This window comes from Shinella sp. 838 (assembly GCF_029623935.1).
Taxonomy (GTDB): domain Bacteria; phylum Pseudomonadota; class Alphaproteobacteria; order Rhizobiales; family Rhizobiaceae; genus Shinella.
The window spans coordinates 109,721-132,920 of the sequence record NZ_JARSBQ010000007.1 but is presented as its reverse complement, the minus strand read 5'-3'; the positions used below and the strand labels follow the sequence as shown (position 1 = coordinate 132,920).

The following is a 23,200-nucleotide window of genomic DNA, read 5'->3' as shown; positions in this document are numbered from 1 at the left end:
CTCTGCTACTCGCAGCCGGTTCTTGTCAGGCCACAACCAACGCCTGGTTTCGATAATCCTCCTGCTTCATCAACATTGCCCATATTCTTCGGGCCATCTTGTTCGCCAGTGCAATCGCTACCAGCATCCGCGGCTTTCTTGTCAACATCCGCGCTAACCATGAGCCCTTCACAGGTGGCTTGAGACTCGCCCACCTGACACGGGTCATCGCCCCGATTATCAGCAGCCTGCGTATGTCAGCCTGTCCGGCTTTTGAAGCTCGCCCGAGCCGTTCCTTTCCACCAGATGAGAACTGCCGAGGAACAAGGCCAAGCCAAGCGGCAAAGTTACGCCCACATTGGAAGTTTTCCATCGCTGGCGCGAAGGCCTCAACAGCCATTGCAATCATCGGCCCAACGCCCGGCATGGTCTGAAGCCGCCTTGCATTATCGCTCTGCCGTGACAACTCGATAAGCCGCTTCGTCTTTTCCTCGATCCGTGCGGTCTTCTCGTTGATCTGTGCTAGCAGATCACGGCATTCATCTCGCACAAGCTCAGGCAGGTCGATATCAACGTCCTCAACTATCACTGCGATGCGCTTGACGCGGCCAATCCCGAGCGGAACAGTCTGCCCATACTCGTAGAGAACAGCACGCAGAGCATTCATCAGCTCCGTTCGTTGATGGACAATACGCTCGCGTGCTCGAAACAGGATCGCCTGAGCTTGCTGGTCCGCGGTTTTGGGTGAGACGAAACGCATTTCGGGCTGACGAGCTGCAATAACGATAGCCTCGGCATCAGCAGCATCGTTTTTCTGCCGCTTCACGAACGGCCGCACATATTGCGGCGCGATCAACTTTACTTCATGGCCCAGTTTGACAAGTTCTCGCGACCAGTAATGCGCGCTGCCGCAGGCTTCCATAACGACAAGTGCAGGTGCTTGTGTCGCCATGAACCGGTAGAACTGCCCTCGCGCCAGTTTCTTGCGGAATTTCACGTGCCCTGTCATTGTCGCTCCGTGAAGCTGGAAAACACTTTTTGCCAAGTCCACGCCGATCATCATGTCTTTCATTTGCCATCCTCTCCGCTGGTGCTCTACGCCACATCATCCTGGCATAGTTCCCATGCTGTTAGGGGAGGACGGCAACCACCCCATCTCCTATCACTTATCTAAGTGGGAGAGCCTGTCCGGCGATTTAGGGGGCCATTTCAATCATGGAAATCTCGACATGGAGATGGTCCAAGTTCCTGGCGTAGCCTCGACCGTCATGGGTGGCGAATTGATCGGGCCACGCTTGATCTGTAGAACGCCATCAGCCCTCTCAGCTTCCCTATAGGTTTAGCGGGTCAGAGTGTGGCATGCGGCAGAAACCCGTGTGCCGCACTCGCTGAGCGATGAATGGCAAGCCGCGGGCGACGGCCCCGCTAATGCAAGGAAAAAGCAGGGACCAGATTACCTTGCAGGCGCAATCTCATATTTCGAAATTCAGAGGCGACGCCCGCTCGCTTCTGCGCAGAGCCTTCCTTGCTTGCAAAATTGGGGAAGGCGGCAGGACGGTAGCGGTCAGGATCGCAGGCTCGCTTTCAAAATCGTGCCGTTTTGTCATGAGCGGGCCACATTGAGAGCCTGACCGCCTCTAAGTCGGCTCACATGAGGGTAAGCGCTCCCAGAAGTGCCATGAAAGCAAGGAACAAAATCGCCGCTATCGCCAGGACCGTGGAAACCCGGCGCCCAATAGCAACGCGTGATCTGTTTTCCATTATGGTGCCTCAGGATCAATTAATGGAAAAGGGGTCGTCGAAGTGCCGCAAACGACCCCCAGTACGGCCTAGACTGGGACCCCTACAACGATGGTTGGCTCGGGGGAGACCATAGCCGCATCGGCCACTTTTACCAACCCGGGCCCCGGCTACTTGTTCCTTCCCGACGATGGAACATCGCGGGCTTATCTTTGTTTTCAATAAATCTCGAAAACATGGAGGGCGAGATGTTTCAAGCATCTCTCGGAGCGGGTTTCGGCGCGCAAGATTATGGCCTGCGCGCGTCAATCAAAGCGGCTATCGCATATGACGAGCTTTGCTCTCAGCACAAAATTGAGCTGGTCTTCGAACCCCAGGCAATCATAATTCTCGGCCGCGTGCCGCCCGATGTGGCGCGGCGTGTACGACTCGTCATCATAGAAATTGCAGGCGCTGTTCCAGTTTGGGATCGAACATTCTGGCTGAGTTGACGGGACGGCTCGCACTCAATGGCACTGTGCCGTCCCGCCTCAGTTCCTAAAAGACGGCGATGTACTTTAGCAGCGCGACAATGCCGATGATGATGACGACAACCTGCGCGATCTGCTTTGCACGTCCATCGAGAGGTAGCCGCCCGATGAGATAGAGGACCAGCACGATTACGAGGAAGGTAATCAAGATGCTGACGAGAACCGATGTAGCCAAAGCCCCAACTCCTTAAGCCAACGCTCAATTGCGCGGTAAGGGCGTAACTATGGCCCCGAACGAGTAAAACAAGTGGGGCGTACGGCAGAAACCCGTATGCTCCTACTCGCTGAGCGCACGGCCGGCGGGCCCTGCTAATGCGGGGAATTAACAGGGCCGGCCAAGCCTGTCAGTCTTCCTCGTCGCCATCGCCGAGCGCTCGAATATCCACGTCAAATCCCTCTCGACGGAACTCCTGCGCGATTCTTTCGGCTACCTCTCGGTCATAGAACATTCCATAATCACATTGGCCGTCAGTTATGCGGAACATTTTGATCTCCGTACAAAGCGCGCCGGGCATCGACGCGTACGGGACAGGGCGGTCATTAGGAGCTGACGATGGAAGACGTGAACCAGACCACCCATCAACGCTGCAAGCAAGCCGTCCTCGCCGAACTGATTGCCGCGGGATGCACGCCTGATAACCCGATCGCCCTCTATCTTGTCGGACCTACCCTTGTGGCGGCAGGCTTTACCGAGCAGCAGATTGTCAACGCGCTCGACTTCCTCGAATATGAGAGGCATATCGAATATACCGGCGGCAACCGCGTGCGCTTAACGTAGCCCCTTCGCTCGGCTCTTGCGCCCTTCCGTTGCATCCTGCTTTATCGAACCAGAGGGGCGTTGCGTCATGGCTCGGCAAATCGCGCTTTGCTTTGTCATCGGCATAGCGGCCTACGCCTGCTTCTGGATGGCATGGCATTGGTTTTGAGGACAGTATGGATGTTCGCTCCCGTCTCCATCGGATGATAAAAAACGAGCAAGCGATACTCGACTTGCAGCAAAACGGCATTCGAGGCGGCGGTACTGAAAAGACGCTGAGTTGCGAGAACGATGCTACTGCCGAGGCAAGGCGCCGGATCGCCATGTATGAAATGCTGCTGGCGGATCTCGATAAGCGAGGGGGAGACCCGCCATGAGAGATGGGCTACTGCAGATTCAACACCGAGCGGAAGGGGAGGATTTCAATCACCCGTCCGCGCTCGTCGGCTATTTCAAAACGCTGCCCATCTAGCGGCTGACCGGTGCGCAGCATCTCGGCCATCATTTCCCTGGCTGCTGCTTTAGCGTCGACGATGGCGTCTTCGACGCTATCGAATTCAACCCCTTCCGGATCGATCTCAAAGCTATCGCTGTCTCGAATGTGAAAGAAAAATCGCGGCATGGACACCTCTCGCGGCAACAACTTCCTCAAAATCAGAAGGTTTCTATCGGGAGAGAAAGAGGCGGGCCATCCGCTGAGTTAGAAAGCCCGCCCCACCCAAGACCCCCACGAGGGACCGTCGCGGAGGCGCACAGGTAACCGTGCGCCGCCTATGAAGTTCCAACTCGTAGCTTAGAAAAACGCCCCGCCGAAGCGGGGCAGGTGGAAAAGATAGAGTGAACGTGCCGGGGAACCCAAAGCCGGAGATGTTGCTCCCCTGAAGGGAATTTATAATCGGCGCCGGGCGTCCACATCGACATCGACCAGGTGACATTGCGGGCGATAAAGGCGGCTGGCGTGCAGCATATCGACGAGTGTTTCAATCGAGAGGCGGACGTCGCGGCTCTCATCCTTGCTGCGCCGGATCTCGCGGCGCTCGAAGCAATCAACATCCAGGGCTTCTGGGATTGATGTGCGAGACCCGGGAACACCCCCGGGAACTCAACCGGGTCTCATGCTGGCGGGAAGTGCAGCCAGCCCGTCAATCTATCTGCCCAATGTTGGCTGCTGAACAGCACCAATTTGGATCATCCCGATGATATCCCGTAGTTGAGACCCGTCGCGGATGCGATAGGCGCCGAGACCCGGCATGCTCCAGACTACCAGGCCCCGGCTTTCTCTCGGCGGGGATATCCTCAGGTGAGGACCGAGAGCGTGAGCTATACGCTCCACGGTCAAGTTTGCTCCGACACCCTTCCAGTGGCCGCGCTTGGCTAGATCGGCACCTCGCAGTCACAGTGGCGCCTTCCATTCCGAGATCCAGACCCGGGAGCGCCCTCGTGCGCTCAACCGGGTCCTTCACGCAGGCCGCGTATGGGAACGGCCGCAGCAGGTTAATTCACTAACCAATCCTTTCGTTCCCCTCACAAAGGACAACGCCATGAACCGCAGCGCATTCTTTGCATCGGTGCGCGCTCGCGCGTCCGGCAACTTCGGCACGTCGCTTACCCAGAGCCAGGTTGACGGCCGCGAGGCTGTCTTGAACAAGGCGGAGCGTCGGGGGACGCCCCTGAAGCCCCCCCAGTCCATCAAACTCACGTCAAACTAACCTGAGAACAGGCGGCTATCAGGACGTTTAGGCTCAAGTTGAGGCAAAACCTCAAGGTGGGGCTAAATCCGAACTATTCAACCGTTACGCGGGGTTGCTCATATTAAAATGGGCTTGCCCGCGTTACTAGCCCTCATCGAGCCCGTAAAACATCCGAGCTGACGCTTCCACAACAGCGCGATGCTTACGGGAGTTGGACAGGCGCTAAGCGAGCGCAAAAGGGTGGATTTAGGGGTGGATTGAAACCGGGCGAGCACCCGAAAACATCTGAAAAACCAGCGTTCTAGAAAGAAAAATGGTGCTGCTAGAGGGCGCCGAGGCCGCGTGAAGTGCTTGGCAACGGAGTTTGGCGGTTGCGAGGAGAGGCGAAAACTTTTGAGTGAACCCGCGTGCGTATCGCCGGGACCTGTCGTTGCCCGCCGGAGGACACCGGCATGCAGTGATCCGGAGAGGTTCGGGCGGTTTTCGGGTCAATCCGACGTGCGCGGTGAGGCCTTCGGGAGGATGATCCGTACCGATAGTCCACGAGGCGCGGTGTTCTCGAATTCCAGTTGGCCGCCGTGATCACGGACGATCTCGTCGACAATGGAAAGCCCAAGACCGAAACCTCTCGCCTTGGTATTGCCCGTACGGGCAGGATCCATCTGGAAGAAGGGTTCGAGCACCTGTGTCGCAAACTGCTCGGGAATGCCGGGGCCACGATCCTGGATGCCGATGCTGAGGTATTGGTCAGTGGACTTCAGGCTCATCGTGACCTCGCCGCCGAACTTGATGCCGTTTTCACAGAGGTTCGTGATCGCCCGCGAAAGTGCCATGGGCTTGCAGTGCCAGACCAGTCTGGGCGGACCTGCATACCTGATATGGGCGCCCATGTCCGTGAAATTGGCGCAGATGGTCTGCATGATGCTGGCGACGTCGGTACGTTCGCGCGCCTCCCTGTCGCGATCGTCGCGAAGGTAGTCCAGGGTGATGTCGATCAGGGTATTGATCTGTTCGACATCCGCGAGGATCTGGTCGCGGATCGCCGCATCCCCGATCCGTTCTGCCCGAAGGCGCACCCGGGTCAACGGCGTGCGCAGGTCATGGCTGACGCTCCGCAACATTCCTGTCCGGTTGCGTATCATCTCGTGGATGCGGGTCCGGAGCTCATTGAGCGCCCGCGCCAGATCCTTGATCTCGAGGCTGCCGGTTTCCGGCACAAGCGTGGAGCGGGAAAGGAACGCGTCGGTATCGCGGATCTCGCTTGAGATCGCCTTGAGCGGTGCGGTCAGAAACCGCGCGGCGAAAATGGAGAAGAGCACCCCCAAAATCGCCAGCGCCAGGGAGTAATACACGATGCGCCCCGTGATGTCCGTCGTCAGAACGCTGTCCGGGAACGACTTGTACAGGAGAAATTCTTTGTCGTTGATGGGGAGCGACAGCATCGGCTTGCGCCCGACCAGCATCATCTTCGATCCATCGGGCAAGTTCCCATCCGGCGGGAAGAGGTATGCCAGAAACGAGCCGATTTTCGAACGAAACCCGTCCGGGCCTGCAATGCGCTCGAGCGCGTCGCGCGGCACGATGTCGATTTCGATGCCGACCTCGGCCGAACGCGCAAGGATGCGCTGCCTTTGGGCATCGTCAGCGCCGTCGAGCAGAAGGGCGAGGGTCAAGGCCCTTTGACCGACGAGATCGACGTCCACTGCATCAGCGTAGTCGAAGGTTTTGATCCGTTCGATTACCTGTCCGGCCACAATGACGGAGCCGATGGCAAGGATCACGACCAGCATGAGTTGCCCGCGGATCGTCCTCGCACCGAAGCCTGGAAAGCGCATCACGCCTCCTCGACGGCGGCGGTAAAAAGGTAGCCGCCAAGCCGGACCGTCCTTAGAAGAACGGGATCGGACGCGTCGACTTCGATCTTCTGCCGCAGTCTGCGAATGTGCACGTCGACACTGCGTTCGATGGGGCCGGCAAGTCCGGAATGCGTGAGGGTCAAGAGTTCCTCGCGTGTTATGACGCGACCGGGATTTCGGCAGAAGGCGAGCAGGAGGTCGAATTCGGTGGTTGTAAGGGCAACCCGCGTGTTCGCAGGGTCATGCACCTGACGGCGTATCGGGTCGATGCGCCAGCCGTCGAAGCGCAGCGGTATCTGACGATCACCAGCCGCCGGCCCGTAAGAAGCACGACGCAAAATGCTTCGGATTCGGGCTACGACCTCCCGCGGACTGAAGGGCTTTGTGATGTAGTCGTCGGCTCCGACCTCCAGCCCGACGATCCGGTCCACCTCCTCGCCCAGCGCGGTCAGCAGAATGATGGGGATCGTCTTGTCCGCACGCAATCGCCGGCAAAGGCTGATGCCGTCTTCACCAGGAAGCATGACGTCGAGAATGACAAGGTCGAATGCCTGCCGTCGCAACAGCGCGAACATCGCGTGTCCGTCATCCGCCGTCGTGGCCTGCATACCGTTTTCCACCATGGTTTCCACCAGCAGCCGGCCGATCTCCGTATCATCCTCGACGATGAGGATGTGCGGGCTTCTTTTCGCGCTATTCACGAACGTCTCCCTGGCGATTTCAAGGGGGTGAAAGCCGACACCGGCGGGGTGTCGGTTGCCGTTGCGGCAATGTTACTGTGGTAGGAGTAAACAAGGCTTCCCGTGTTTCACCGGCCTTTCTCCGGAGGGGACTGTGGCAAAGGCTAAAGACGATCAGGGACAGCAGTGTGGCCGCTTGTGCGTCCAAACCGCTCGGTTGTGTTAAGATTTATTACAACGCACACATTCCTGCATCCGGAGCAGGCGTCTTGTCTCCTGTCGGCGTGAACAACCCTTCACCGTAACAAACCGCAACAAAACAACACACCCAAGGGGGCTCCCTTGGAGGGACAAGGAGGTGTCGAGCGCCGCGCCGGTTTCTCTGTGGCGCGGCGCGATCAATGGTGTGGAGCAGGTATGCAGCCCGATAAAAAAGCCAATCAGACACTCAAGCTCCTTTTCGCAGTCGGCGCGGTGCGGATACCGTTGGTCGTACCATCGGGAAGCCATGCAGCTGACGCCGCATCAGGGAGCGTTGCCGAACCCGCGTTCGACCCGGCGCGGTTCGAGCCCTCATCGGCTGACGGAGCTGTGTGGAGCCTGATCGTTGGCGCAGGTGCGCTGTACGCTCCCGAATATGAGGGGAGCAGGGGCTTCAAGGTCAGCCCTCTGCCGGCGGTCATCTTCACTTACGGCGACTGGCTAACGCTTGATCCCCGCGGGATTTCCGTCACCGCTTTCACGCATCAGGGCTTCTCGCTGGCCGGTAAGGTCGGCTATGAAATGGGGCGTGACGAAGACGATGGTGACCGGCTGAAGGGCCTCGGCGACATCGACTTTGCCGCGACCATCGGCGCAAGGGCCACCTACCGGTGGGAGGCGCTGGAGCTCTATGCGGAGGTCGATCAGACGGTCGGGGGGAGCGAGAGCCTTATCGGCAAATTCGGTGCCGAATATACCGCGCCCGTAACCGACCGTTTCTTCGTATCGGCGGGCATTTCCGCCACGGTTGCCAACGAGGAGCACATGCAGTCCTATTTCGGCGTGACGGCTGCGCAATCGGCGGCATCGGGTTTGCGTGCGTTCAAGCCCCAGGCGTCTCTGAAACGCGTCGACTTCTCGGTATCCGCGACATATATGGCAACGGAAAACTGGCTTATGCGGGGTGAAGTTGGCATGGGCGCCTTGCTGGGCGATGCTGCGGATAGCCCGATTGTTGAACGAGAACTGCAGCCGTCGTTCATGGCGATCGTCGGCTACAAGTTCTAGCAGCCGGTGGGCACCTTGTTGTACGCCCTTGCCGCACTGGCCCGGACGGACACGCCCACCAATCGCTTCATACCGACCGCAAGGCGGTTTTGGTGTCAGGTCGCGTTCGTGCTGATGAACTCTCGCGTCATGGCGAGGAGACCATTGAGCGGCCGGTCATCCCGATAGATGGGCACGATCCCGCGTATCCGTTCATAGAGGCCATTCGTACCGGAAGCCTTGTCGCTCAGACCAGGACGCATGTCGTAGGCCTGGGCGGCGGCCATGACTTCGATGGCAAGCACGGTTTCGAGATTGGCGATGATGGCGAGCGCCTTGTCGGCGGCCGGGGTGGCATGGGTCAGAATATCTTCCTGCAGGGCCGACGTGATACCGCCGTCGAGGCTGGCGGGGGCGGCAAGGCGGCGGTTTTCCGCGACAAGGGCGGCAGCCGTATACTGGATGATCATGAAGCCTGAGGCGACGCCGCTGCCATCCGCGAGGAAGGCAGGCAGCCCGCTGACGAGCGGGTTGACGAGCCGGTCGATGCGCCGTTCGGAAATGGCCGCAAGCTCGGCTGCGGCGATGCCGAGTGCGTCCATGGCAAGGCCGAGTGCGGCGCCGACCGCATGGGCTTGCGAATGGACTTCCGGCGCCTCGCGCGAGCCGGCGACAACGGGGTTGTCGGTGACGCTGGATAGTTCCCGGTCCACCACTGCGGCGATTTGCGCGATGCTGTCACGCACCGCGCCATGCACCTGCGGCACCGCGCGCAAGCTGAGCGGATCCTGTGTGCGTGAGCCCGCCGCGTGCGCGAGCAGGCGGCTGCCGGTAAGCAGGCGGCGCAGGTTTTCGCCCACGGTCTGAAGGCCGGGTGAGGTGCGCAGCGTGAGGGGGCGGGCCGCAAAGGGGTCGGCTTGCGCACCGAGATTTTCATAGGTCATCGCCGCGGCGGCGTCTGCCCAGTCGGCAAGATGAGTCGCGCGGGCAAGCGCGAGGCTCGCGAGGCCGGTGGCGCAGGGCGTGCCGTTGACGAGGCTGAGGCCTTCCTTCGCCTCCAGCACCAGCGGCACGATGCCGAGCGCTTCGAGCGCCTGCCTGCCAGTGATCGTTTCCGTTCCGTGGCGCGCCTCGCCATCGCCGATCAGGACGAGACCGATGGCAGCGGCGTGGGTGAGATAGCCGACCGAGCCCTTCGAGGGAATGACGGGCAGGATATCGGCGTTCAGCAGCGCCAGCAGCGCCGTCACCGTCTCCAACCGCACGCCGGAATAGCCGTGCGCGAAATTGGCGATCTGGGCGGCCATCACGGCGCGGGTCTCTTCGCGCCCAAGCGGTTCGCCGACGCCGCAGGCATGGCTGAAGAGGATGTTGCGCGAGAGTGCCCGCTGCTCGGGAATATCGACGATGACGTCGCAGAGCGCACCGACGCCGGTATTGATGCCATAGCCGCGCACCCGCCTTTCGACGAGCGCGTCGACGATGGCGCGCGCATTGGCGATGCGCGTCCAGGTCTTGTCTGACAGAGAGAGCGCCGCGCCCTTTGCGACGGCGGCGATCTCTTGCCAGGTGAGGGGGCGATCGAGAACGATCGTCTCAGGCATGCTGGGCCTCTCCTGCGCCGGCGCGGCGCTGCACGAAGCGGGCGACATAGTCGTTGGCGGGGCTGTTGAGGATTTCGTTCGGGGTTCCGACCTGCACCAGCTTGCCGTCCTTCAGGATCGCGATCTGCGCGCCGATGCGCAAGGCCTCGTCGAGATCATGGGTGATGAAGACGATGGTCTTGTGCAGGTTCTTTTCGAGCTGGAGCAACTGGTCCTGCATGTCGGCGCGGATCAGCGGGTCGAGCGCAGAAAAGGCCTCGTCCATCAGGATGACGTCGGTATCGGCAGCGAGCGCCCGGGCAAGGCCAACGCGCTGCTTCATGCCGCCGGAAAGCTGGTGCGGGAACTTGTTCTCGTAGCCGGCAAGGCCTACGGTCTCGATCCACTTCATGCCGATCGGCTTGGCGTCTATCTTGGTGAGCCCGCGCACGCGCTGGCCGTAGACGACATTCTGCAACACCGTGCGGTGCGGCATCAGGCCGAAATTCTGGAACACCATACTGACGCGGCGATTGCGGAAATCGCGCAGATCCTTCGGCTTGAGGTCGAGCACATTGCTGCCGTCGACGATGATCTCGCCGCTGGTCGGCTCGATCAGCCGGTTGATGTGGCGCACCAGCGTCGATTTGCCGGAGCCCGACAGGCCCATGATGACGAAGATGCGGCCGCCCGCAATATCGAGGCTGACATTGTCGAGGCCGACGCTGCAGCCGGTTTTGGCCAGCACCTCGCCCTTGTCGGCGCCCTGCTGGGTCATCGCGAGGGCCGTCTTCCAGTTGCCGCCGAAGATCTTGGAAACGTTGCGGATCTTGATGTCAGTCATTGCCGCGCTCCTTCCGGCTCATCTGGCCGAACCCCTGCGTGATGCGATCGAGCACGATCGCGAGGATGACGATGCCGAGGCCAGCTTCCAACCCCTTGCCGACGTCAAGCGTCTGGATGCCGTTCAGCACCTGTTCGCCGAGGCCGCGCGCGCCGATCATCGAGGCGACGACGACCATGGAGAGCGCCATCATGATCGTCTGGTTGAGGCCGGCCATGATGGTCGGGGTGGCAAGCGGCAGTTCGACGCCGAAGAGGATCTGCGGCGGGCTGCCGCCGAAAGCGGTCGCCGCTTCCACGACTTCGCCGTCCACCTGGCGGATGCCGAGGTCGGTGAGGCGGATGAGCGGCGGTACGGCGTAGATGATGGTGGCGAGCACCGCCGGTACCTTGCCGAGGCCGAAGAGCATGATCGCCGGAATGAGATAGACGAAGCTCGGCATGGTCTGCATGACATCGAGCACAGGCAGGGTGATGCGCCGCATCAGCTCGCTCTTGGCCAGCCAGATGCCCATGGGCACGCCGATGGCGACGGAGATGAGACTGGCGATCAGCATGAGTGCCAAGGTCTGCATCGTCAGGTCCCAGAGCCCGAGCGCACCGACGGCGAAGAGCATGACGGCAACGGTGATGACGAGCGAGATCTTCTTCGATGCGAACCAGGCGAGCGCCAGGAAGATGATGAAGACGGCCCACCAGGGCAGGCCGCGCAGGATCCATTCCACGAAGAGGATGGCCTGGAGAAGGGTTTGCGAGATCGCCTTGAAGACGAACCCGTAGTTCACCACCAGCGACTGAACGAAATCGTTGATGGGGCCACGGATGGAGATATGGAAGGCTTCGGGAAACATCGGTGAAATCCTCGCGCGTGGCGACGCCATCCGGCGGCCGGTCCTGTCCTGACGGGAAAGACCGCGCGCCGGGAGGCCGGCGCGCGGTTCTCGCGGGTTACTTGACGGCGGCTTCGATGCGCGCCTTGGCGTCCACCGAGACCCAGCCGCCCCAGACGTCGGCCTTGGTCTGCAGGAAGTTCTTGGCAGCCGCGGCAGCATCCACCTTCTGGTCGGTCATGTAGGCGAGGCTCGCATTGACCTCTTCCAGCGGGAAGGTCGCCTTTTCGAGGATTTCCATGATTTCAGGCGCCGCACCGGCAAAGGTGCTGTTGACGCCGTAGGCCACCTCGACGGAGGGGAAGGCGCAGCCCGCGTCGCGCTTGCCGTCGGCGCTGGTCAGTTCCTTCCAGCAGGCTTCACTATAAGCCGGCTCCTCGAGCTGGACGAGCTTGTACTTGCCCATGATCGCTGTCGGGCTCCAGTAGTAGAAGAGCATCGGCTCCTGCTGGAGATAGGCGGCGGCAATCGCTGCGTCGAGTGCGGTACCGGTGCCGGGGCGGAAATTCACGTAGCTCTCACCGAGCTTGTAGGCTTCGAGCTTGGCCGTGTTGACGCCCTCGCAGGTCCAGCCCGACGGGCAGTTGAGGAAGCGGCCCTTTGCCGGCTCTTCCGGATCCTTGAACAGTTCGACGAATTTCGGGTCGGAAAGCTGCGCGACGCTCTTGAGGTCCGGCGCCTTGGCGCCGTCGCCCTTCACGAGATATTCCGGCACGAACCAGCCCTCGGCCGCGCCGACGAAGGTCTTGCCGACCGACTTCACCTGGCCGGCGGCAGCCGCCTTGTTCCAGACGTCGGAACGGCCGATCCATTCTTCGGCGAAGATCTGTACGTCGTTGTTGGCGGTGGCCTGTTCCAGCGTCACTGAGTTGCCGGGGATGGAGTCGACCTTGCAATCGTAGCCCTTGGCGAGGATTTCCTTCATGACTTCAGTGATGAAGGCGCCACTCTCCCAGTCGATACCCGCAAAGGTGACGGTATTGCCATCGCCGCAATAGGAGGCATGCGCCGTGCCGGCAGAGCCGCCGAACAGCGCCGCGGCGGCAAGAAGTGCACATTTCAGTTTGGAATTCAGCATGTCAGTTCCCCTGTTTTGATGATGTGACGTTGAAAACCAGATTTGTCGAAGCCGCTCCCGTGGCCGGTCATGCCAAGCAGAGCCGTTTGCAAAGTTCACTATACAACTTAATAGACAACTATCTCGCTCGATGCATTGTGGGGCGTTTCTATAAGCGACATTTTTTGTCGCCGTAAGATCGATCTATCAGCGTGATATTGTGATTCTTGCGCTGATGGGCGTCTTTTGGATTCAAAATTGCTCCAAGCAAGGAGATCTAGGAATTATAGAACCCTTGCGGATTCTGGGACTCCAGATGCCTGCTCTCCGGCTTGTGTCCCACAGCGCTTGCTTTGTGGGGCTTTTTGCCTGAAGCTGTATCGTGAAAAACACCGTGGAAGGCAAAGTTGTATATGCAAGTTGGTGCTTATGGTGGACAAGTACGTGACAAGAATCAGAAGGCGCGCTTACTTTGATCGCATATGGTCTGTAAGCAGGTTCTGATTGAAATACGGAGTGCCGTGGCGATGTTGAACGAGGAAACCGGCCTTGTGGCAAGGGATACGAAGGATCGCGGCGCGCCGATCTACGAGCGCATGAAGGCCGAGATCCGGACGCGCATCGAAACCGGAGAGTGGCCGGTCAATCATCGCATTCCCTCGGAGAACGAGCTGGTGGAAACGCTCGGCGTCAGCCGCATGACGGCGAACCGGGCGCTTCGTGAACTGGCCAATGAAGGCGTGATTACCCGTGTGCAGGGCAAGGGCTCCTTCGTTGCGCCGAAGAAGCGCAGCGCTCCGGCGCTTGGTGTGCGCAACATTGCCGATGAGATCCTGGAGCGCGGCTCGGTTCATCGCACCGAGCTGATCCTCGCTCAGAGCGAGACCTGCGGCTACGAGCTGGCGGCGGCGCTGGAACTGGGCGTTGGAATGCAGTGCTTCCATTCGGTCATGGTGCATCACGAAGATGACGTGCCGATCCAGCTTGAGGACCGCTTCGTCAATCCGGCCATTGCACCGGACTATCTCGAACAGGATTTCGCGGCGACGACGCCCAACGCGTTCCTCACCAAGATCGCACCCATCGCCAGGACGGAGCAATTCATCGAGGCTGTTCTGCCGCAGCCCTGGGAGTGCAAGGTATTGGCGATTGCCCGTTTCGAACCCTGCATCCTCATCCGCCGCCGCACCTGGTCGCATGATCAGGTGGTCACGTCCGTGCGGCTGCTCTATCCAGGTTCGCGCTATCGCCTGCAGAGCAATTTCTGACGGGTGGGCAAGGTCGTGTATCCAATCATGCCGCCGCCTGCGGAGACCATCTCCCTATTTGAAGCTGGCAGGGTCGTCGGGACGGTTGGCTTCGGCCACAATCGCGGCAAGGCGCGATAGGGGCAGGCCGAAAGGCCTGGCGAGATCGAGAAAGGCGCCGATACGCCGCTCGACCTTCCGGGCGTGGTTCTGTGCGATGTCGGCGAGCCTGTGGTTGAGGAAGGGATTGGCGAAACGTTCGAGGGTGACGGCGAGATAGTCTTCGGCCCCTTCGCCGCCCGGCAGCCGGGCGAAGACGGGCAACACCTCCTGCCGGTAGATTGCCATCAGTGCCTCCTCGACCTGGGGCCGGGCGATGAATTCACGCACGATCGGATCGCCGGCGCCGCCTTGCCGCTGCCAAATATCGACGAGAACCGTGTGGCCGAGATTGAGAATATGCAGCTTCAGCCGCTCGATCTCTTTGAGATCGTCGACCAATTGGATGGCCGGATGGGTGCAGGGCGCGACGACGCCCGGTCCCTTCTCGATCGCCCAGAGCGCATAGGGTTCTGCGACCGCACCGGCCGGTTCGATGGGCTCGGACACGATACGATCGACGAGGCTGCTCGCCCAGACCACGTCGTTTTCGATATAGGACAGCAACCCGGCATCGCTCGTCTGCCGGCGCGCGACTGCCAGCACGGCAGCCTTCAGCACCTTGCCGTTGTCGACGACCAGCTCCATCGGCAGCACGATGATCGGCGCGCCGCCCGCGGCATGGCGCGCGGCAAGCAGGTGGAAGAGTTTCGCGGGGAAACTCATGGCCGGATGATAGGCAGCCGCGGCATCCTCCGGCTGACCCTGGTAACCGGCATCACCGGTGTTGGAGAGGACGAAAGCTGCCTCCTTGACGAAGACCCGCGCCACTTCCGGCCAATCGTTCGCCGCGGACAGGCCGCGTCGGACGGAGGTGACGGTCGTTGTTTCATCGACGGCGCGGCCGTCCTTGAGGCCTCGGATCCGCACCGGATAGCCCTCCGGTGCGGCGAGCGCGGCAAGCCGGTGGCTGCGGGCCGCATCGCCGGATGTCTGCACCACGGTGATCGCCCGCTTCGGCTCTGCCTCTGACAGGAACAGGTCGGCATGGGCCTGCAGGAACCGGCTTGTTCCGAACTGGATGACGGATGTCTGGATCACCTGTCCGACCCTCACAGTGCAAGTTCGCGGCGTAGCGTTTCCAGCCGCTCCATGGCGATCACGCCTTCGCGGATCGTCGGTGCCGACGTTTGCCGGCCGGCAAGCGCCGGGATGACGTCGGCGAGCAGCGAATGGTAGCCTTTCGGGTCCTCGTTGGCGGCCGCGGTAAAATTCGGCTTCCAGGTCAGCGTGTCGACCGCATCGTCGAGTGTTCCGGCAGGGTTGTCGATCTTGAAGGGCGGGTTTCGGTTCCAGCGCACGTCGATGACATTGTCCACCTCGATGCGCTGGTGATCGCCCATGATTTCAAGCCGCTCGACCGGCGCACCGCGTGACTGCGCCGTGCCCATGGCGACCGTGCCGATCGCGCCGCATTCGAAGTCGAAATGCACGTGGAAGAGCACCTTGCCGCGATCCTTCTCGACCTTGCGCGCCGTCAGCTTCGTGACCGGCGAGACGAGGAAGGAGACGAGGTCCATGTAGTGTACGCAGTGATGCAGGAAGAAGCCGGTGTAATCGACATTGCCGGCGAAGTAGCCGGGTGCCGTCATGTAGTAGCCGGTGAGACCGTAGACGGGGCCGAAGCGGCCGGAGCGCAGGATGTTCGCCGCGATCTTGTTGCCGGCCGAATAGCGCTTCATGAAGCCGAGAAGCAGTGGCTTGCCGGATTTTTCCGAAGCGGCGAGCAGTTCGCGGGCGCCCGCAGCGCTTCCGGATGGCGGCTTCTCCATGAAGACGGGCAGACCCCGTTCCAGCGCCATCTTGCCGAACATGAGGTGCTGGTCCGGCCCGACGGCCATGCCGACGGCGTCGATATCGGTGCGGCGGATGAGGGCCTCCGCATCGTTTGTGAGGTTTGACACGCCAAACTGCCGTCCGGCGGCAGCGAGCCTGTCGCCGTCGATATCGCAGAGCGCAGTCACCTGCACGTCATGGCGAACGAGCTGCGGAAGCAGCATCTGGGTGGCATGAATGCCGCAGCCGATCCAACCGATCTTGAGTGTCATCGACGATGTTCCGTAAGCAGGATGTGGGATTTGATGAATTCGCAGCTGGCGGCGAGGCGTTCGCTTTCGTCCTCGTGCGGCGGCCGCCACTGTGCGAAGGGGACGCCGAAGCGGTCGTCGTTGCGGCGGAAGGGTTCGAGCGACACGGGCCCCCGATAGCCGATCTCATGCAGCGCACGAAACACCGCAACCCAGTCCGTGGCGCCCGTTCCCGGGAAACCGCGGTGGTTCTCGTTGGCCTGGAAATGGACGACCCGCTTGCCGCCGAGCCGGATCGCCTCGGCGATCGAGGCTTCTTCCATGTGCATGTGGAACGTATCGAGCATAAGCTGGATGGCGGGATGATCGACGGCGTCGAGCAGCTCGATTGCCTGCTGCGTGGTGCAGAGCACGTCGCTCTCGAAGCGGTTGAGCGGTTCGACGGCAAGGATGACGCCGAGCCTGGCTGCATGGTCTCCCGCCTCCTTCAGGCCGGCGACGCAGCGCGCCTTGCGGGCGAGGCGCTCCGCCTCGTCCACCGGCTGCGGCGGGCGGCCGGCAAAGACCAGCGGATTGCCGGTGAGCGGGCCGCCGACGATGGTGGCCCCGAGTGCGGCGGCGCAATCGGCCGCATATTTCAGATAATCGATGCCGGCACGGTGGGCGGCGGGATCGTCCGAGGAGAGGTTGCGCTGGAGATTGACACGGGCGGCGAGCACGACGGAGAGCCCGGCGGCATCCAGGGCGCGCCGCGTCTCGGCGAGGTCGAGTTCGCCGGGTTCGGGCACGAGAAGTTCAACGAAATCGTAGCCGAGCCTTCGCATCTCGGAAAACAGCGGGAAGTGTTCAGCCGAAAAGGGCCGCGCATATTGCATGGAGATCAACCCGACGGGGTTCATGGTCAGTCCTCTTTCATTCGCAATCAGCCCTTCACCGCGCCCTGGGTCAGCCCACCGATGAGGCGGCGTTGCACGAGAAGGAAAAGCAGGGTGGCCGGCATGGCGCCGACGACGGCGCCGGCAGCAAGCAGGCCCCATTCGATCTGGTATTCGCCAATCAGCGTCTGGATCGCCACGGTGACAGGCCGCACGTTCTTGCCGCCCAGTGTCAGGGCGTAGAGATACTCGTTCCAGGCGGTGATGAAGATGTAGATGCCGGTGGAGATGATACCGGGCATGGTGAGCGGCAGGACGACGCGGCGCAGCGCCGTCAGCCGCGAGCAGCCGTCGATCATCGCTGCCTCGTCAAGGCTCTTCGGGATCGCCCCGATATAGCTCGTCAGCATCCAGACGGCGAAGGGAATGGCGACCGTCGCATTGGCAAGGATGAGCCCGAAATGCGTATCGAGGATGCCGGCTTTGCGCATCAGCACGAAGAGCGGCAGGATGAGCAGCACGATCGGGAACATGTTGATGAGCAGGAATTGCAGCATCAAGAGCTTGCGGCCTGCGAAGCGGAAGCGCGAGAAGGCGTAGGCCGCCGTTACCGCCACGGCAAGACCGAGCACGACGGTGCCGCAGGCGATGATGAGGCTGTCGAGCATGTTGCCGAGGAATGAGGTCTGCCGGAGCAGGCGCACGTAGTTGTCGAGGCTCCAGCCGGCGGGCGAGACGGAGACGCCGGTCGCGTTCAGCGTTTCGGTCGGCGTCAGCGAGGTCAGCACCATCCAGGCAAACGGCGCCATGGCGAAGAGAACGATGACGAGCACCGGCAGGTCGGTCGTCAGGATGCGGCGGAGTGTGGAGGGCTTGTTCATCGTTCGACCTCCCGCATGGTCCGGGCGAGATAGACGGCGACGATTGCGCCGAGAAGGATGGTGAAGGTGACGGCGATCGTCGTGCCGTAGCCGAAATCGAGGTTTTGGCGGGCACGAACGAAGGCGTAGAGCGGCAGGGTGTGCGTGGCATAACCCGGTCCGCCGCCGGTCATGACGAAGATCACGTCCATGGAATTGGCGACCCAGATGACACGGAGCAGCCCTGCCGTTGCCAGCACCGGCGCGATGCCGGGCAACGTGATGTGCACGAACTGCCGCCAGACCGAGGCGCCGTCGATCGAGGCGGCCTCGTAGTGGCTTTTCGGAATGCCCTGAAGGCCGGCAAGGATCATGACCGCGAAGAAGGGGAAGCCCTGCCAGGTCAGCGTCGCGATGATGGCATAGAGTGCAAGGTTGGGATCGGCAAGCCATGGCACGGCAGACTGCACGACGGAGAGGTAGAGCAGGATATCGTTCAGCACGCCGGTGTTGGGATCGTAGATCCAGCGCCACATCAACGCGATCACGACGCTCGGCAGGGCCCAGGGAATGATGATGAGCGCACGTGCCAGCCCTCGCCAGGGGAATTCCCGGTTGAGCAGCAGTGCCGTCAGCAGGCCAAGGCCCATCTGGAGCGGAACCGTCAGGCCGATCCAGATCGCGGTGTTGCCGAGCGCGGTCCAGAAGACGGGATCGGCGAAGAGCTTCGCATAGTTGCCGAAGCCGACGAAGCGGCTGGCATTCGGCTTCCAGAGGATGAGGTCGTAGAGGCTGGTGAAGACCGCCTGCACCATCGGGAAGAAGACGATGAAGAGCGTGACGAGCACTGCCGGCGCCAGCAGCATGTAGGGCATCAGCCGCACGCTCCACGGCGTGGGGATGGTCACGGCAGTCGATAGGGGGGCGGTTGTCGCGGTCATTCGGTCGTTCCCGGCCGTTGGCAATCAAAAGATCCCATCCGCCCTGGTGTTCGGGCGGGGCGGATGGGAAGGTGGAGCGGATGGAGGTCCGCCCGCTCCAGGGAAGATCATTGCTGCGCGAAGAGGGCTTCGAGCTGCTGCATCATCTGTTCGGAGGTGATCTGTCCGGTCAGCGCCTGCTGCATGGCCGTCTGCCAGGCCGTGTTGACGAATTCCGACGTTGCGGTGTTCTGCGGCAGCACATGGGCGAAGGGCAGGGACTGTACGGTGGCGTCGACGAAGCGGCGCTCATGCAGCGTCCAGTTGGCCGAACCGCTCTTGGTTACGGTCATCTGGCCGGTCGCCTTGTTGAAGGCGACGTTGTTCTCGCCCTCGGCAAGGAAGGAGATCCACTTCCAGGCAGCATCCTTCACTTCGGAGGAAGAGAAGATCGCCAGGGATTCATCGCCATAGGAGGTCCAGTGGCCACCGCCGCATTCCGGCACCGGAACGGCCGAGACCTTGTCGCCGAGCGCCTTGACCATGTCGTTCGACGAGCCGACGTGATGGATGGTCATGGCCGTCGTGCCGTTCTTGAAGGCCGCGGTGATTTCCTGGAAGCCGTCGTTCGGCGCGGACGCAGGAATGACCTTGTCCTTCTGGAAGAGGTCGATCAGCCACTGGTTGGCGGCGATCGCCTGCGGTGTCGTCAGGCCACCCGGCTCGAGCTTGGCACCCTGCGACAGGACGAAGGCGCCCCACTGGTCCCACCCGCCCTTGCCGCCGCGCAGGCCGAAGCCGTAGGTCGTCGGTGCCTTGGTGAGCTTGATGGCCGCATCGCGGAATTCGTCACAGGTCTTCGGTGGTGTCAGGCCGGCGGCTTCGAACAGGTCGGCGCGATAGTAGAGATAGAGCACGACATACTGGATGGGCAGGTAGTATTGCTGGCCGTCCGGCCCCTTGTTGAGCTCGAGAAGGTTGTCGAGCAGGTCGGCCTTGCCGGCCCAGCCGTCGATCTTCGCGCCCAGCGGCTCCAGCGCGCCCATTTCAAGCAGGCGCGGCTGGGCGAAGAGCTTCACCATTGCGGCATCCGGCGCATTGCCGCCAACGAGCGCGGTGTAGAGATTGTCGTAGTAGCTGTTCCACGGAACGTTTTCCGCTTCGATCTCGATGCCCGGATTGGCAGCCTCGAACTTCGCGACAAGATCCGCCATCGGATTTTCCGGATTGTCGAAGTGATACCAGAAACGAACGGTTTCCGCCGATGCGGTGCTCGCCAGCAGCGACGTTGCGAATGCGGCACTTACGGCCAGTGTCTTCCAGATTTTCATTGTCTCCTCCTTTGAAAATCGAATTCAGTTTGCACCGGCCATACGCCGGGCATCCGATCCTGCCGCCCGAAGCGCCTCCCGCGCGGCGGCAAGATCGAGCGTGTTCTGCAGAAAACCGTGCGTAACGCCCGGCACCACCGTCAGCGTTTCCTCGCGTTCGAGATGCTTCAGGCGCTCGTGCAGTGCGATGCTGTCGGACAGCAGGGGGTCGACCCCTGCTGCCATCAGGTGGAGCGGTGGCAGGGCCGCAAGCGCCTCGTCCGAGGCGAGCAGGGGACAGGCGAGCGGATCGGCCGAGGCGTCGCGATCGCCGACATACCAATGCCAGTAGCGCTGCATCTTCGCCGTCGTCAGTCCTGGTCCGTTCTCGAAATCCCGGTAGGATTCGGTGCGGAAATCACCGGCATAGGTGCCGTAGAAGAGAAGAGCGCCGGCAACTGGCTGGCGTCCGTTCTTCGCTTCGTGCAGCAGGGCGGCCAATGCGAGATTGGCGCCCGCAGAATCGCCGGACACGATGAGCGGGCCGGCCACCACGCCAAACGGCGCCGAGGCTACGAAGGCGCGGCGGATCGTGGCGATGACATCCATCAGGCCCGCGGGATAGGGATGTTCGGGCGCCAGGCGATACTCCGGCAGCAGCACCGGCAAGCCGGATTCCAGCGCGAGGACGCGGGCGCAACGCTCGTGTGTCTCCGGGCTGCAGAAGGCGAAACCACCGCCATGTACGAAGATGATCGCGCCGGTGCCTGCACCCGGAGGCACCAGCACCTTGAGGCGTACCCGCCCCGTGCCGAGGTCTGCGTCATCAGCGACGAAGGCTTCACCGATCGCCGCCATGGCGGGCAGGTCGACATTCCAGCGCCGGTTGCCTTCTTCCGAAAGTGCGCGGCCTTCGGCGGGCGGAAGGGTCGTCGGATCGACCAGCGGCCCGGTTTCAGCGGCGACGCGCGCAAGCAGCGCCGCCATCTCCGGCGACAGCTGCGACGGGTTCGGCATCGCGCTCATTGGGTCGCGTCCGGAAAGACGTCGGGGCCGAGATCGACGATCGTTGCGATGTGGTGGCGCAAGGCGGCGCTTGCCCTTGCCACGTCACCGCTCTCGATCGCCTCGATGATCGAGCCGTGCCGCTGGGCGGTCGCCACCAGATCGCGCGGGGTGATGCTGCGCGAGATCTTGAAGCGGTGATTGTGCACCAGGCAGCGATGCAGGATCGGATCGAGCGCCGGAAGCTGCGCATCCTGGAAGATGCGGCGATGGAAATCCCGGTCGAAGGAGGCCAGTTCCAGCTCGTCGCCCACCTTGGCGGCGTCGAGCATTTCGGCAAAGAGCGCCTTGAGATCGCCGACCAGCGTGCGGCTGGGTGCCTGGAGTGTCCGGACGATGCCGCTGCACTCGACCTGCAGGCGCACGCGGAACATTTCGACGGCCTCTGCCTCCGTGCATTCGGAGACCTGCGTGCCGCGATGACCCTGCCGGCGAACCAGGCCCTCTTCCTGCAGTTGCAGCAAGGCCTCGCGCACAGTGCCTTGGCTGCAGGCGAAATGAGCTGCCAGATCCAGCTCGGTCAACGCTGCCCCAGCTGGAAGCACGCCCAGCATGATGTCGCGCTTCAGTGCATTGAAGGTGGCGGCCGACTTTGCGGGCTTGGCCGGGCTGCGGGCATTCGGGGCTGTAGAAAAATACGTCATCGGCGGGCTCTCGGAGTTGCCAATCGTCACTGCTATCATTATTGATATTGATATCGATAATGAAGGTCAAGGGTCGAGTTGACCTTTTGGAGGAGAAAACCGTGACGGCAATCGCATTGAGGCAGATCCGGAAAACCTATGGCACGCTGCAAGTCATCCACGATGTCGACATCGACATTGCAAGCGGCGAGTTCCTGGTCCTCGTCGGCCCCTCCGGCTGTGGCAAGTCCACGCTCCTGCGCATGATTGCAGGCCTGGAGGAGATTTCCGGCGGCATTCTCGATATTGGCGGCAAGGTGGTGAACGCGCTGCCGCCGTCCGACCGCGACATCGCCATGGTGTTTCAGGATTACGCACTCTATCCGCATATGAGCGTACGCGAGAACATGGCCTTCGGCCTGAAGATGCGCGGCACGGCTGACGAGACGATCGACCGCCGGGTATCGCATGCCGCCGACATCTTGAAGATCCAGCCCTTCCTCGAACGGCGGCCGGCGCAGCTCTCAGGCGGCCAGCGCCAGCGCGTTGCCATGGGCCGGGCCATCGTACGCGAACCCTCGGCCTTCCTCTTCGATGAGCCGCTCTCCAATCTCGATGCGGCGCTGCGCGTCGAGATGCGCCTGGAAATCGCCAAGCTGCATAACCGTATGAAGGCGACGACCGTCTACGTGACCCACGACCAGGTGGAGGCGATGACGCTGGCCGACCGCATCGTCGTGCTGAATGCCGGCAGGATCGAGCAGATCGGCCCGCCGCTCGAACTCTATCATCGCCCGGCAAGCCTGTTTGTCGCGCGCTTCATCGGCAGCCCGACCATGAACACCCTGCCGGCCACGATCGTTGCTGACGGCAGTGGCAGCGCGCTGCGCCTGAAGGAGCGCACCCTGTCGCTGGCAGGCATGGGGGGACAGCCGATGCCCGCCAGCGAGGTCGTTTTCGGCATTCGCCCGGAGGACCTTGTCGCCTGTCCGCCGGAGGAGGCCTGGTTCAGCGGTGAGCTTGCCGTTGCCGAGCGGCTGGGAAGCCAGACCTACGGCTATGTGGAAATCGGCGAAGCGCGCATGCTGACCGTCGAATTTCCGCGCAACACACCGATCCGCGTCGGTGAGACGATCCATGTGCGGCCGAACATGGAGGCCATCCACCTGTTCGATACCGCAACGGGTCTGCGCATCAACTAGGCCGGGGGTTCTCGCCCCGGAAACAGGCGATGGTCCAGAGCCTGTCGCGCACCGCCCG

General features: G+C 61.8%; 24 protein-coding genes. 6 read left to right on the top strand and 18 right to left on the bottom strand.

The window, feature by feature from the left end:
- Positions 1-25: 25 nt before the first annotated feature.
- Positions 26-1,051 carry an IS110 family transposase gene (locus tag P9A16_RS20740; RefSeq protein ID WP_023517538.1) on the bottom strand — a complete coding sequence of 342 codons (1,026 nt, stop codon included), beginning with the start codon at positions 1,049-1,051 and terminating at the stop codon, positions 26-28.
- Between the two features lie 916 nt (positions 1,052-1,967).
- Here P9A16_RS20740 and P9A16_RS20735 point away from each other — a divergent pair.
- The gene (locus P9A16_RS20735; RefSeq protein WP_024270737.1) at positions 1,968-2,210 is read left to right on the top strand and encodes a hypothetical protein; all 243 of its coding nucleotides are present in this window, start codon (positions 1,968-1,970) and stop codon (positions 2,208-2,210) included.
- A gap of 46 nt (positions 2,211-2,256) precedes the next feature.
- Here the strand turns inward: P9A16_RS20735 and P9A16_RS20730 are convergent, their stop codons facing one another.
- Together P9A16_RS20730 and P9A16_RS20725 are read right to left on the bottom strand one after the other, a co-directional pair.
- Complete coding sequence (locus tag P9A16_RS20730) at positions 2,257-2,424, bottom strand: Thivi_2564 family membrane protein (RefSeq protein WP_024270738.1); 168 nt, start codon at positions 2,422-2,424, stop codon at positions 2,257-2,259.
- 169 nt (positions 2,425-2,593) lie between these two features.
- The gene (locus P9A16_RS20725; protein ID WP_156032018.1) at positions 2,594-2,734 is read right to left on the bottom strand and encodes a hypothetical protein; all 141 of its coding nucleotides are present in this window, start codon (positions 2,732-2,734) and stop codon (positions 2,594-2,596) included.
- A gap of 68 nt (positions 2,735-2,802) precedes the next feature.
- Here P9A16_RS20725 and P9A16_RS20720 point away from each other — a divergent pair, with 68 nt between their 5' ends.
- Both P9A16_RS20720 and P9A16_RS20715 read left to right on the top strand, forming a co-directional pair.
- Entirely contained in the window at positions 2,803-3,027 is a 225-nt protein-coding gene (locus tag P9A16_RS20720) for a hypothetical protein (RefSeq protein ID WP_024270739.1), read from the top strand.
- Between the two features lie 155 nt (positions 3,028-3,182).
- The gene (locus P9A16_RS20715; protein WP_024270740.1) at positions 3,183-3,383 is read left to right on the top strand and encodes a hypothetical protein; all 201 of its coding nucleotides are present in this window, start codon (positions 3,183-3,185) and stop codon (positions 3,381-3,383) included.
- 8 nt (positions 3,384-3,391) lie between these two features.
- On the opposite strand, the gene P9A16_RS20710 is transcribed toward P9A16_RS20715, so the two are convergent.
- From P9A16_RS20710 to P9A16_RS20700, 3 genes are all read right to left on the bottom strand, one after another.
- Entirely contained in the window at positions 3,392-3,628 is a 237-nt protein-coding gene (locus P9A16_RS20710) for a DUF6894 family protein (RefSeq protein WP_023517445.1), read from the bottom strand.
- A gap of 1,557 nt (positions 3,629-5,185) precedes the next feature.
- Positions 5,186-6,532: an ATP-binding protein gene (locus P9A16_RS20705; RefSeq protein ID WP_278025923.1), complete on the bottom strand. Its 1,347-nt coding sequence runs from the start codon at positions 6,530-6,532 to the stop codon at positions 5,186-5,188.
- Positions 6,532-7,254, bottom strand: coding sequence for a response regulator transcription factor (locus P9A16_RS20700; RefSeq protein ID WP_023517401.1), 723 nt, complete (start codon positions 7,252-7,254; stop codon positions 6,532-6,534). Before P9A16_RS20700 ends, P9A16_RS20705 begins: the two co-directional genes overlap by 1 nt.
- 396 nt (positions 7,255-7,650) lie before the next feature.
- Here P9A16_RS20700 and P9A16_RS20695 point away from each other — a divergent pair, with 396 nt between their 5' ends.
- On the top strand, positions 7,651-8,502 hold the full coding sequence (locus P9A16_RS20695; protein WP_023516020.1) for a MipA/OmpV family protein: 852 nt from the start codon (positions 7,651-7,653) through the stop codon (positions 8,500-8,502).
- A 95-nt stretch (positions 8,503-8,597) separates the two neighbouring features.
- Here the strand turns inward: P9A16_RS20695 and P9A16_RS20690 are convergent, their stop codons facing one another.
- From P9A16_RS20690 to P9A16_RS20675, 4 genes are all read right to left on the bottom strand, one after another.
- The gene (locus tag P9A16_RS20690; protein ID WP_023516021.1) at positions 8,598-10,085 is read right to left on the bottom strand and encodes an HAL/PAL/TAL family ammonia-lyase; all 1,488 of its coding nucleotides are present in this window, start codon (positions 10,083-10,085) and stop codon (positions 8,598-8,600) included.
- A complete protein-coding gene (locus P9A16_RS20685; RefSeq protein ID WP_023516022.1) occupies positions 10,078-10,908 on the bottom strand; it encodes a quaternary amine ABC transporter ATP-binding protein in 831 nt (276 codons plus the stop codon). Before P9A16_RS20685 ends, P9A16_RS20690 begins: the two co-directional genes overlap by 8 nt.
- A complete protein-coding gene (locus P9A16_RS20680) occupies positions 10,901-11,758 on the bottom strand; it encodes an ABC transporter permease (protein ID WP_023516023.1) in 858 nt (285 codons plus the stop codon). Before P9A16_RS20680 ends, P9A16_RS20685 begins: the two co-directional genes overlap by 8 nt.
- 97 nt (positions 11,759-11,855) lie before the next feature.
- Positions 11,856-12,875: an ABC transporter substrate-binding protein gene (locus tag P9A16_RS20675; protein ID WP_024270742.1), complete on the bottom strand. Its 1,020-nt coding sequence runs from the start codon at positions 12,873-12,875 to the stop codon at positions 11,856-11,858.
- 506 nt (positions 12,876-13,381) lie between these two features.
- On the opposite strand from P9A16_RS20675, the gene hutC reads away from it, so the two are divergent.
- Positions 13,382-14,122, top strand: coding sequence for a histidine utilization repressor (gene hutC / locus P9A16_RS20670; RefSeq protein WP_024270743.1), 741 nt, complete (start codon positions 13,382-13,384; stop codon positions 14,120-14,122).
- A gap of 54 nt (positions 14,123-14,176) precedes the next feature.
- Here the strand turns inward: hutC and P9A16_RS20665 are convergent, their stop codons facing one another.
- From P9A16_RS20665 to P9A16_RS20630, 8 genes are all read right to left on the bottom strand, one after another.
- Positions 14,177-15,301 carry a putative altronate dehydrogenase gene (locus P9A16_RS20665; RefSeq protein WP_023513554.1) on the bottom strand — a complete coding sequence of 375 codons (1,125 nt, stop codon included), beginning with the start codon at positions 15,299-15,301 and terminating at the stop codon, positions 14,177-14,179.
- A gap of 11 nt (positions 15,302-15,312) precedes the next feature.
- Positions 15,313-16,308 carry a Gfo/Idh/MocA family protein gene (locus P9A16_RS20660; protein WP_023513553.1) on the bottom strand — a complete coding sequence of 332 codons (996 nt, stop codon included), beginning with the start codon at positions 16,306-16,308 and terminating at the stop codon, positions 15,313-15,315.
- On the bottom strand, positions 16,305-17,186 hold the full coding sequence (locus tag P9A16_RS20655) for a sugar phosphate isomerase/epimerase family protein (protein ID WP_023513552.1): 882 nt from the start codon (positions 17,184-17,186) through the stop codon (positions 16,305-16,307). Before P9A16_RS20655 ends, P9A16_RS20660 begins: the two co-directional genes overlap by 4 nt.
- Positions 17,187-17,209: 23 nt before the next feature.
- A complete protein-coding gene (locus P9A16_RS20650) occupies positions 17,210-18,043 on the bottom strand; it encodes a carbohydrate ABC transporter permease (RefSeq protein WP_023513551.1) in 834 nt (277 codons plus the stop codon).
- Positions 18,040-18,963 carry a carbohydrate ABC transporter permease gene (locus P9A16_RS20645; protein ID WP_024270744.1) on the bottom strand — a complete coding sequence of 308 codons (924 nt, stop codon included), beginning with the start codon at positions 18,961-18,963 and terminating at the stop codon, positions 18,040-18,042. Before P9A16_RS20645 ends, P9A16_RS20650 begins: the two co-directional genes overlap by 4 nt.
- Before the next feature lie 107 nt (positions 18,964-19,070).
- The gene (locus P9A16_RS20640; protein ID WP_023514955.1) at positions 19,071-20,273 is read right to left on the bottom strand and encodes an ABC transporter substrate-binding protein; all 1,203 of its coding nucleotides are present in this window, start codon (positions 20,271-20,273) and stop codon (positions 19,071-19,073) included.
- A 24-nt stretch (positions 20,274-20,297) separates the two neighbouring features.
- Complete coding sequence (locus P9A16_RS20635; protein ID WP_023514956.1) at positions 20,298-21,278, bottom strand: alpha/beta hydrolase; 981 nt, start codon at positions 21,276-21,278, stop codon at positions 20,298-20,300.
- Complete coding sequence (locus tag P9A16_RS20630; protein WP_023514957.1) at positions 21,275-21,961, bottom strand: GntR family transcriptional regulator; 687 nt, start codon at positions 21,959-21,961, stop codon at positions 21,275-21,277. The genes P9A16_RS20635 and P9A16_RS20630 overlap by 4 nt, the downstream gene beginning before the upstream one ends.
- Before the next feature lie 101 nt (positions 21,962-22,062).
- Here P9A16_RS20630 and P9A16_RS20625 point away from each other — a divergent pair, with 101 nt between their 5' ends.
- Entirely contained in the window at positions 22,063-23,142 is a 1,080-nt protein-coding gene (locus P9A16_RS20625; protein WP_023514958.1) for an ABC transporter ATP-binding protein, read from the top strand.
- Positions 23,143-23,200: the final 58 nt, after the last annotated feature.

Excerpts from the sequence above, each read along its gene's own strand:
- P9A16_RS20740 (WP_023517538.1), bottom strand. The coding sequence starts at position 1,051 with ATGAAAGACATGATGATCGGCGTGGACTTGGCAAAAAGTGTTTTCCAG.
- P9A16_RS20735 (WP_024270737.1), top strand. The coding sequence starts at position 1,968 with ATGTTTCAAGCATCTCTCGGAGCGGGTTTCGGCGCGCAAGATTATGGC.
- P9A16_RS20725 (WP_156032018.1), bottom strand. The coding sequence starts at position 2,734 with ATGTTCCGCATAACTGACGGCCAATGTGATTATGGAATGTTCTATGAC.
- P9A16_RS20720 (WP_024270739.1), top strand. The coding sequence starts at position 2,803 with ATGGAAGACGTGAACCAGACCACCCATCAACGCTGCAAGCAAGCCGTC.
- P9A16_RS20715 (WP_024270740.1), top strand. The coding sequence starts at position 3,183 with ATGGATGTTCGCTCCCGTCTCCATCGGATGATAAAAAACGAGCAAGCG.
- P9A16_RS20710 (WP_023517445.1), bottom strand. The coding sequence starts at position 3,628 with ATGCCGCGATTTTTCTTTCACATTCGAGACAGCGATAGCTTTGAGATC.
- P9A16_RS20705 (WP_278025923.1), bottom strand. The coding sequence starts at position 6,532 with ATGCGCTTTCCAGGCTTCGGTGCGAGGACGATCCGCGGGCAACTCATG.
- P9A16_RS20695 (WP_023516020.1), top strand. The coding sequence starts at position 7,651 with ATGCAGCCCGATAAAAAAGCCAATCAGACACTCAAGCTCCTTTTCGCA.
- P9A16_RS20690 (WP_023516021.1), bottom strand. The coding sequence starts at position 10,085 with ATGCCTGAGACGATCGTTCTCGATCGCCCCCTCACCTGGCAAGAGATC.
- P9A16_RS20685 (WP_023516022.1), bottom strand. The coding sequence starts at position 10,908 with ATGACTGACATCAAGATCCGCAACGTTTCCAAGATCTTCGGCGGCAAC.
- P9A16_RS20680 (WP_023516023.1), bottom strand. The coding sequence starts at position 11,758 with ATGTTTCCCGAAGCCTTCCATATCTCCATCCGTGGCCCCATCAACGAT.
- P9A16_RS20675 (WP_024270742.1), bottom strand. The coding sequence starts at position 12,875 with ATGCTGAATTCCAAACTGAAATGTGCACTTCTTGCCGCCGCGGCGCTG.
- hutC (WP_024270743.1), top strand. The coding sequence starts at position 13,382 with ATGTTGAACGAGGAAACCGGCCTTGTGGCAAGGGATACGAAGGATCGC.
- P9A16_RS20660 (WP_023513553.1), bottom strand. The coding sequence starts at position 16,308 with ATGACACTCAAGATCGGTTGGATCGGCTGCGGCATTCATGCCACCCAG.
- P9A16_RS20655 (WP_023513552.1), bottom strand. The coding sequence starts at position 17,186 with ATGAACCCCGTCGGGTTGATCTCCATGCAATATGCGCGGCCCTTTTCG.
- P9A16_RS20650 (WP_023513551.1), bottom strand. The coding sequence starts at position 18,043 with ATGAACAAGCCCTCCACACTCCGCCGCATCCTGACGACCGACCTGCCG.
- P9A16_RS20645 (WP_024270744.1), bottom strand. The coding sequence starts at position 18,963 with ATGACCGCGACAACCGCCCCCCTATCGACTGCCGTGACCATCCCCACG.
- P9A16_RS20640 (WP_023514955.1), bottom strand. The coding sequence starts at position 20,273 with ATGAAAATCTGGAAGACACTGGCCGTAAGTGCCGCATTCGCAACGTCG.
- P9A16_RS20635 (WP_023514956.1), bottom strand. The coding sequence starts at position 21,278 with ATGAGCGCGATGCCGAACCCGTCGCAGCTGTCGCCGGAGATGGCGGCG.
- P9A16_RS20630 (WP_023514957.1), bottom strand. The coding sequence starts at position 21,961 with ATGACGTATTTTTCTACAGCCCCGAATGCCCGCAGCCCGGCCAAGCCC.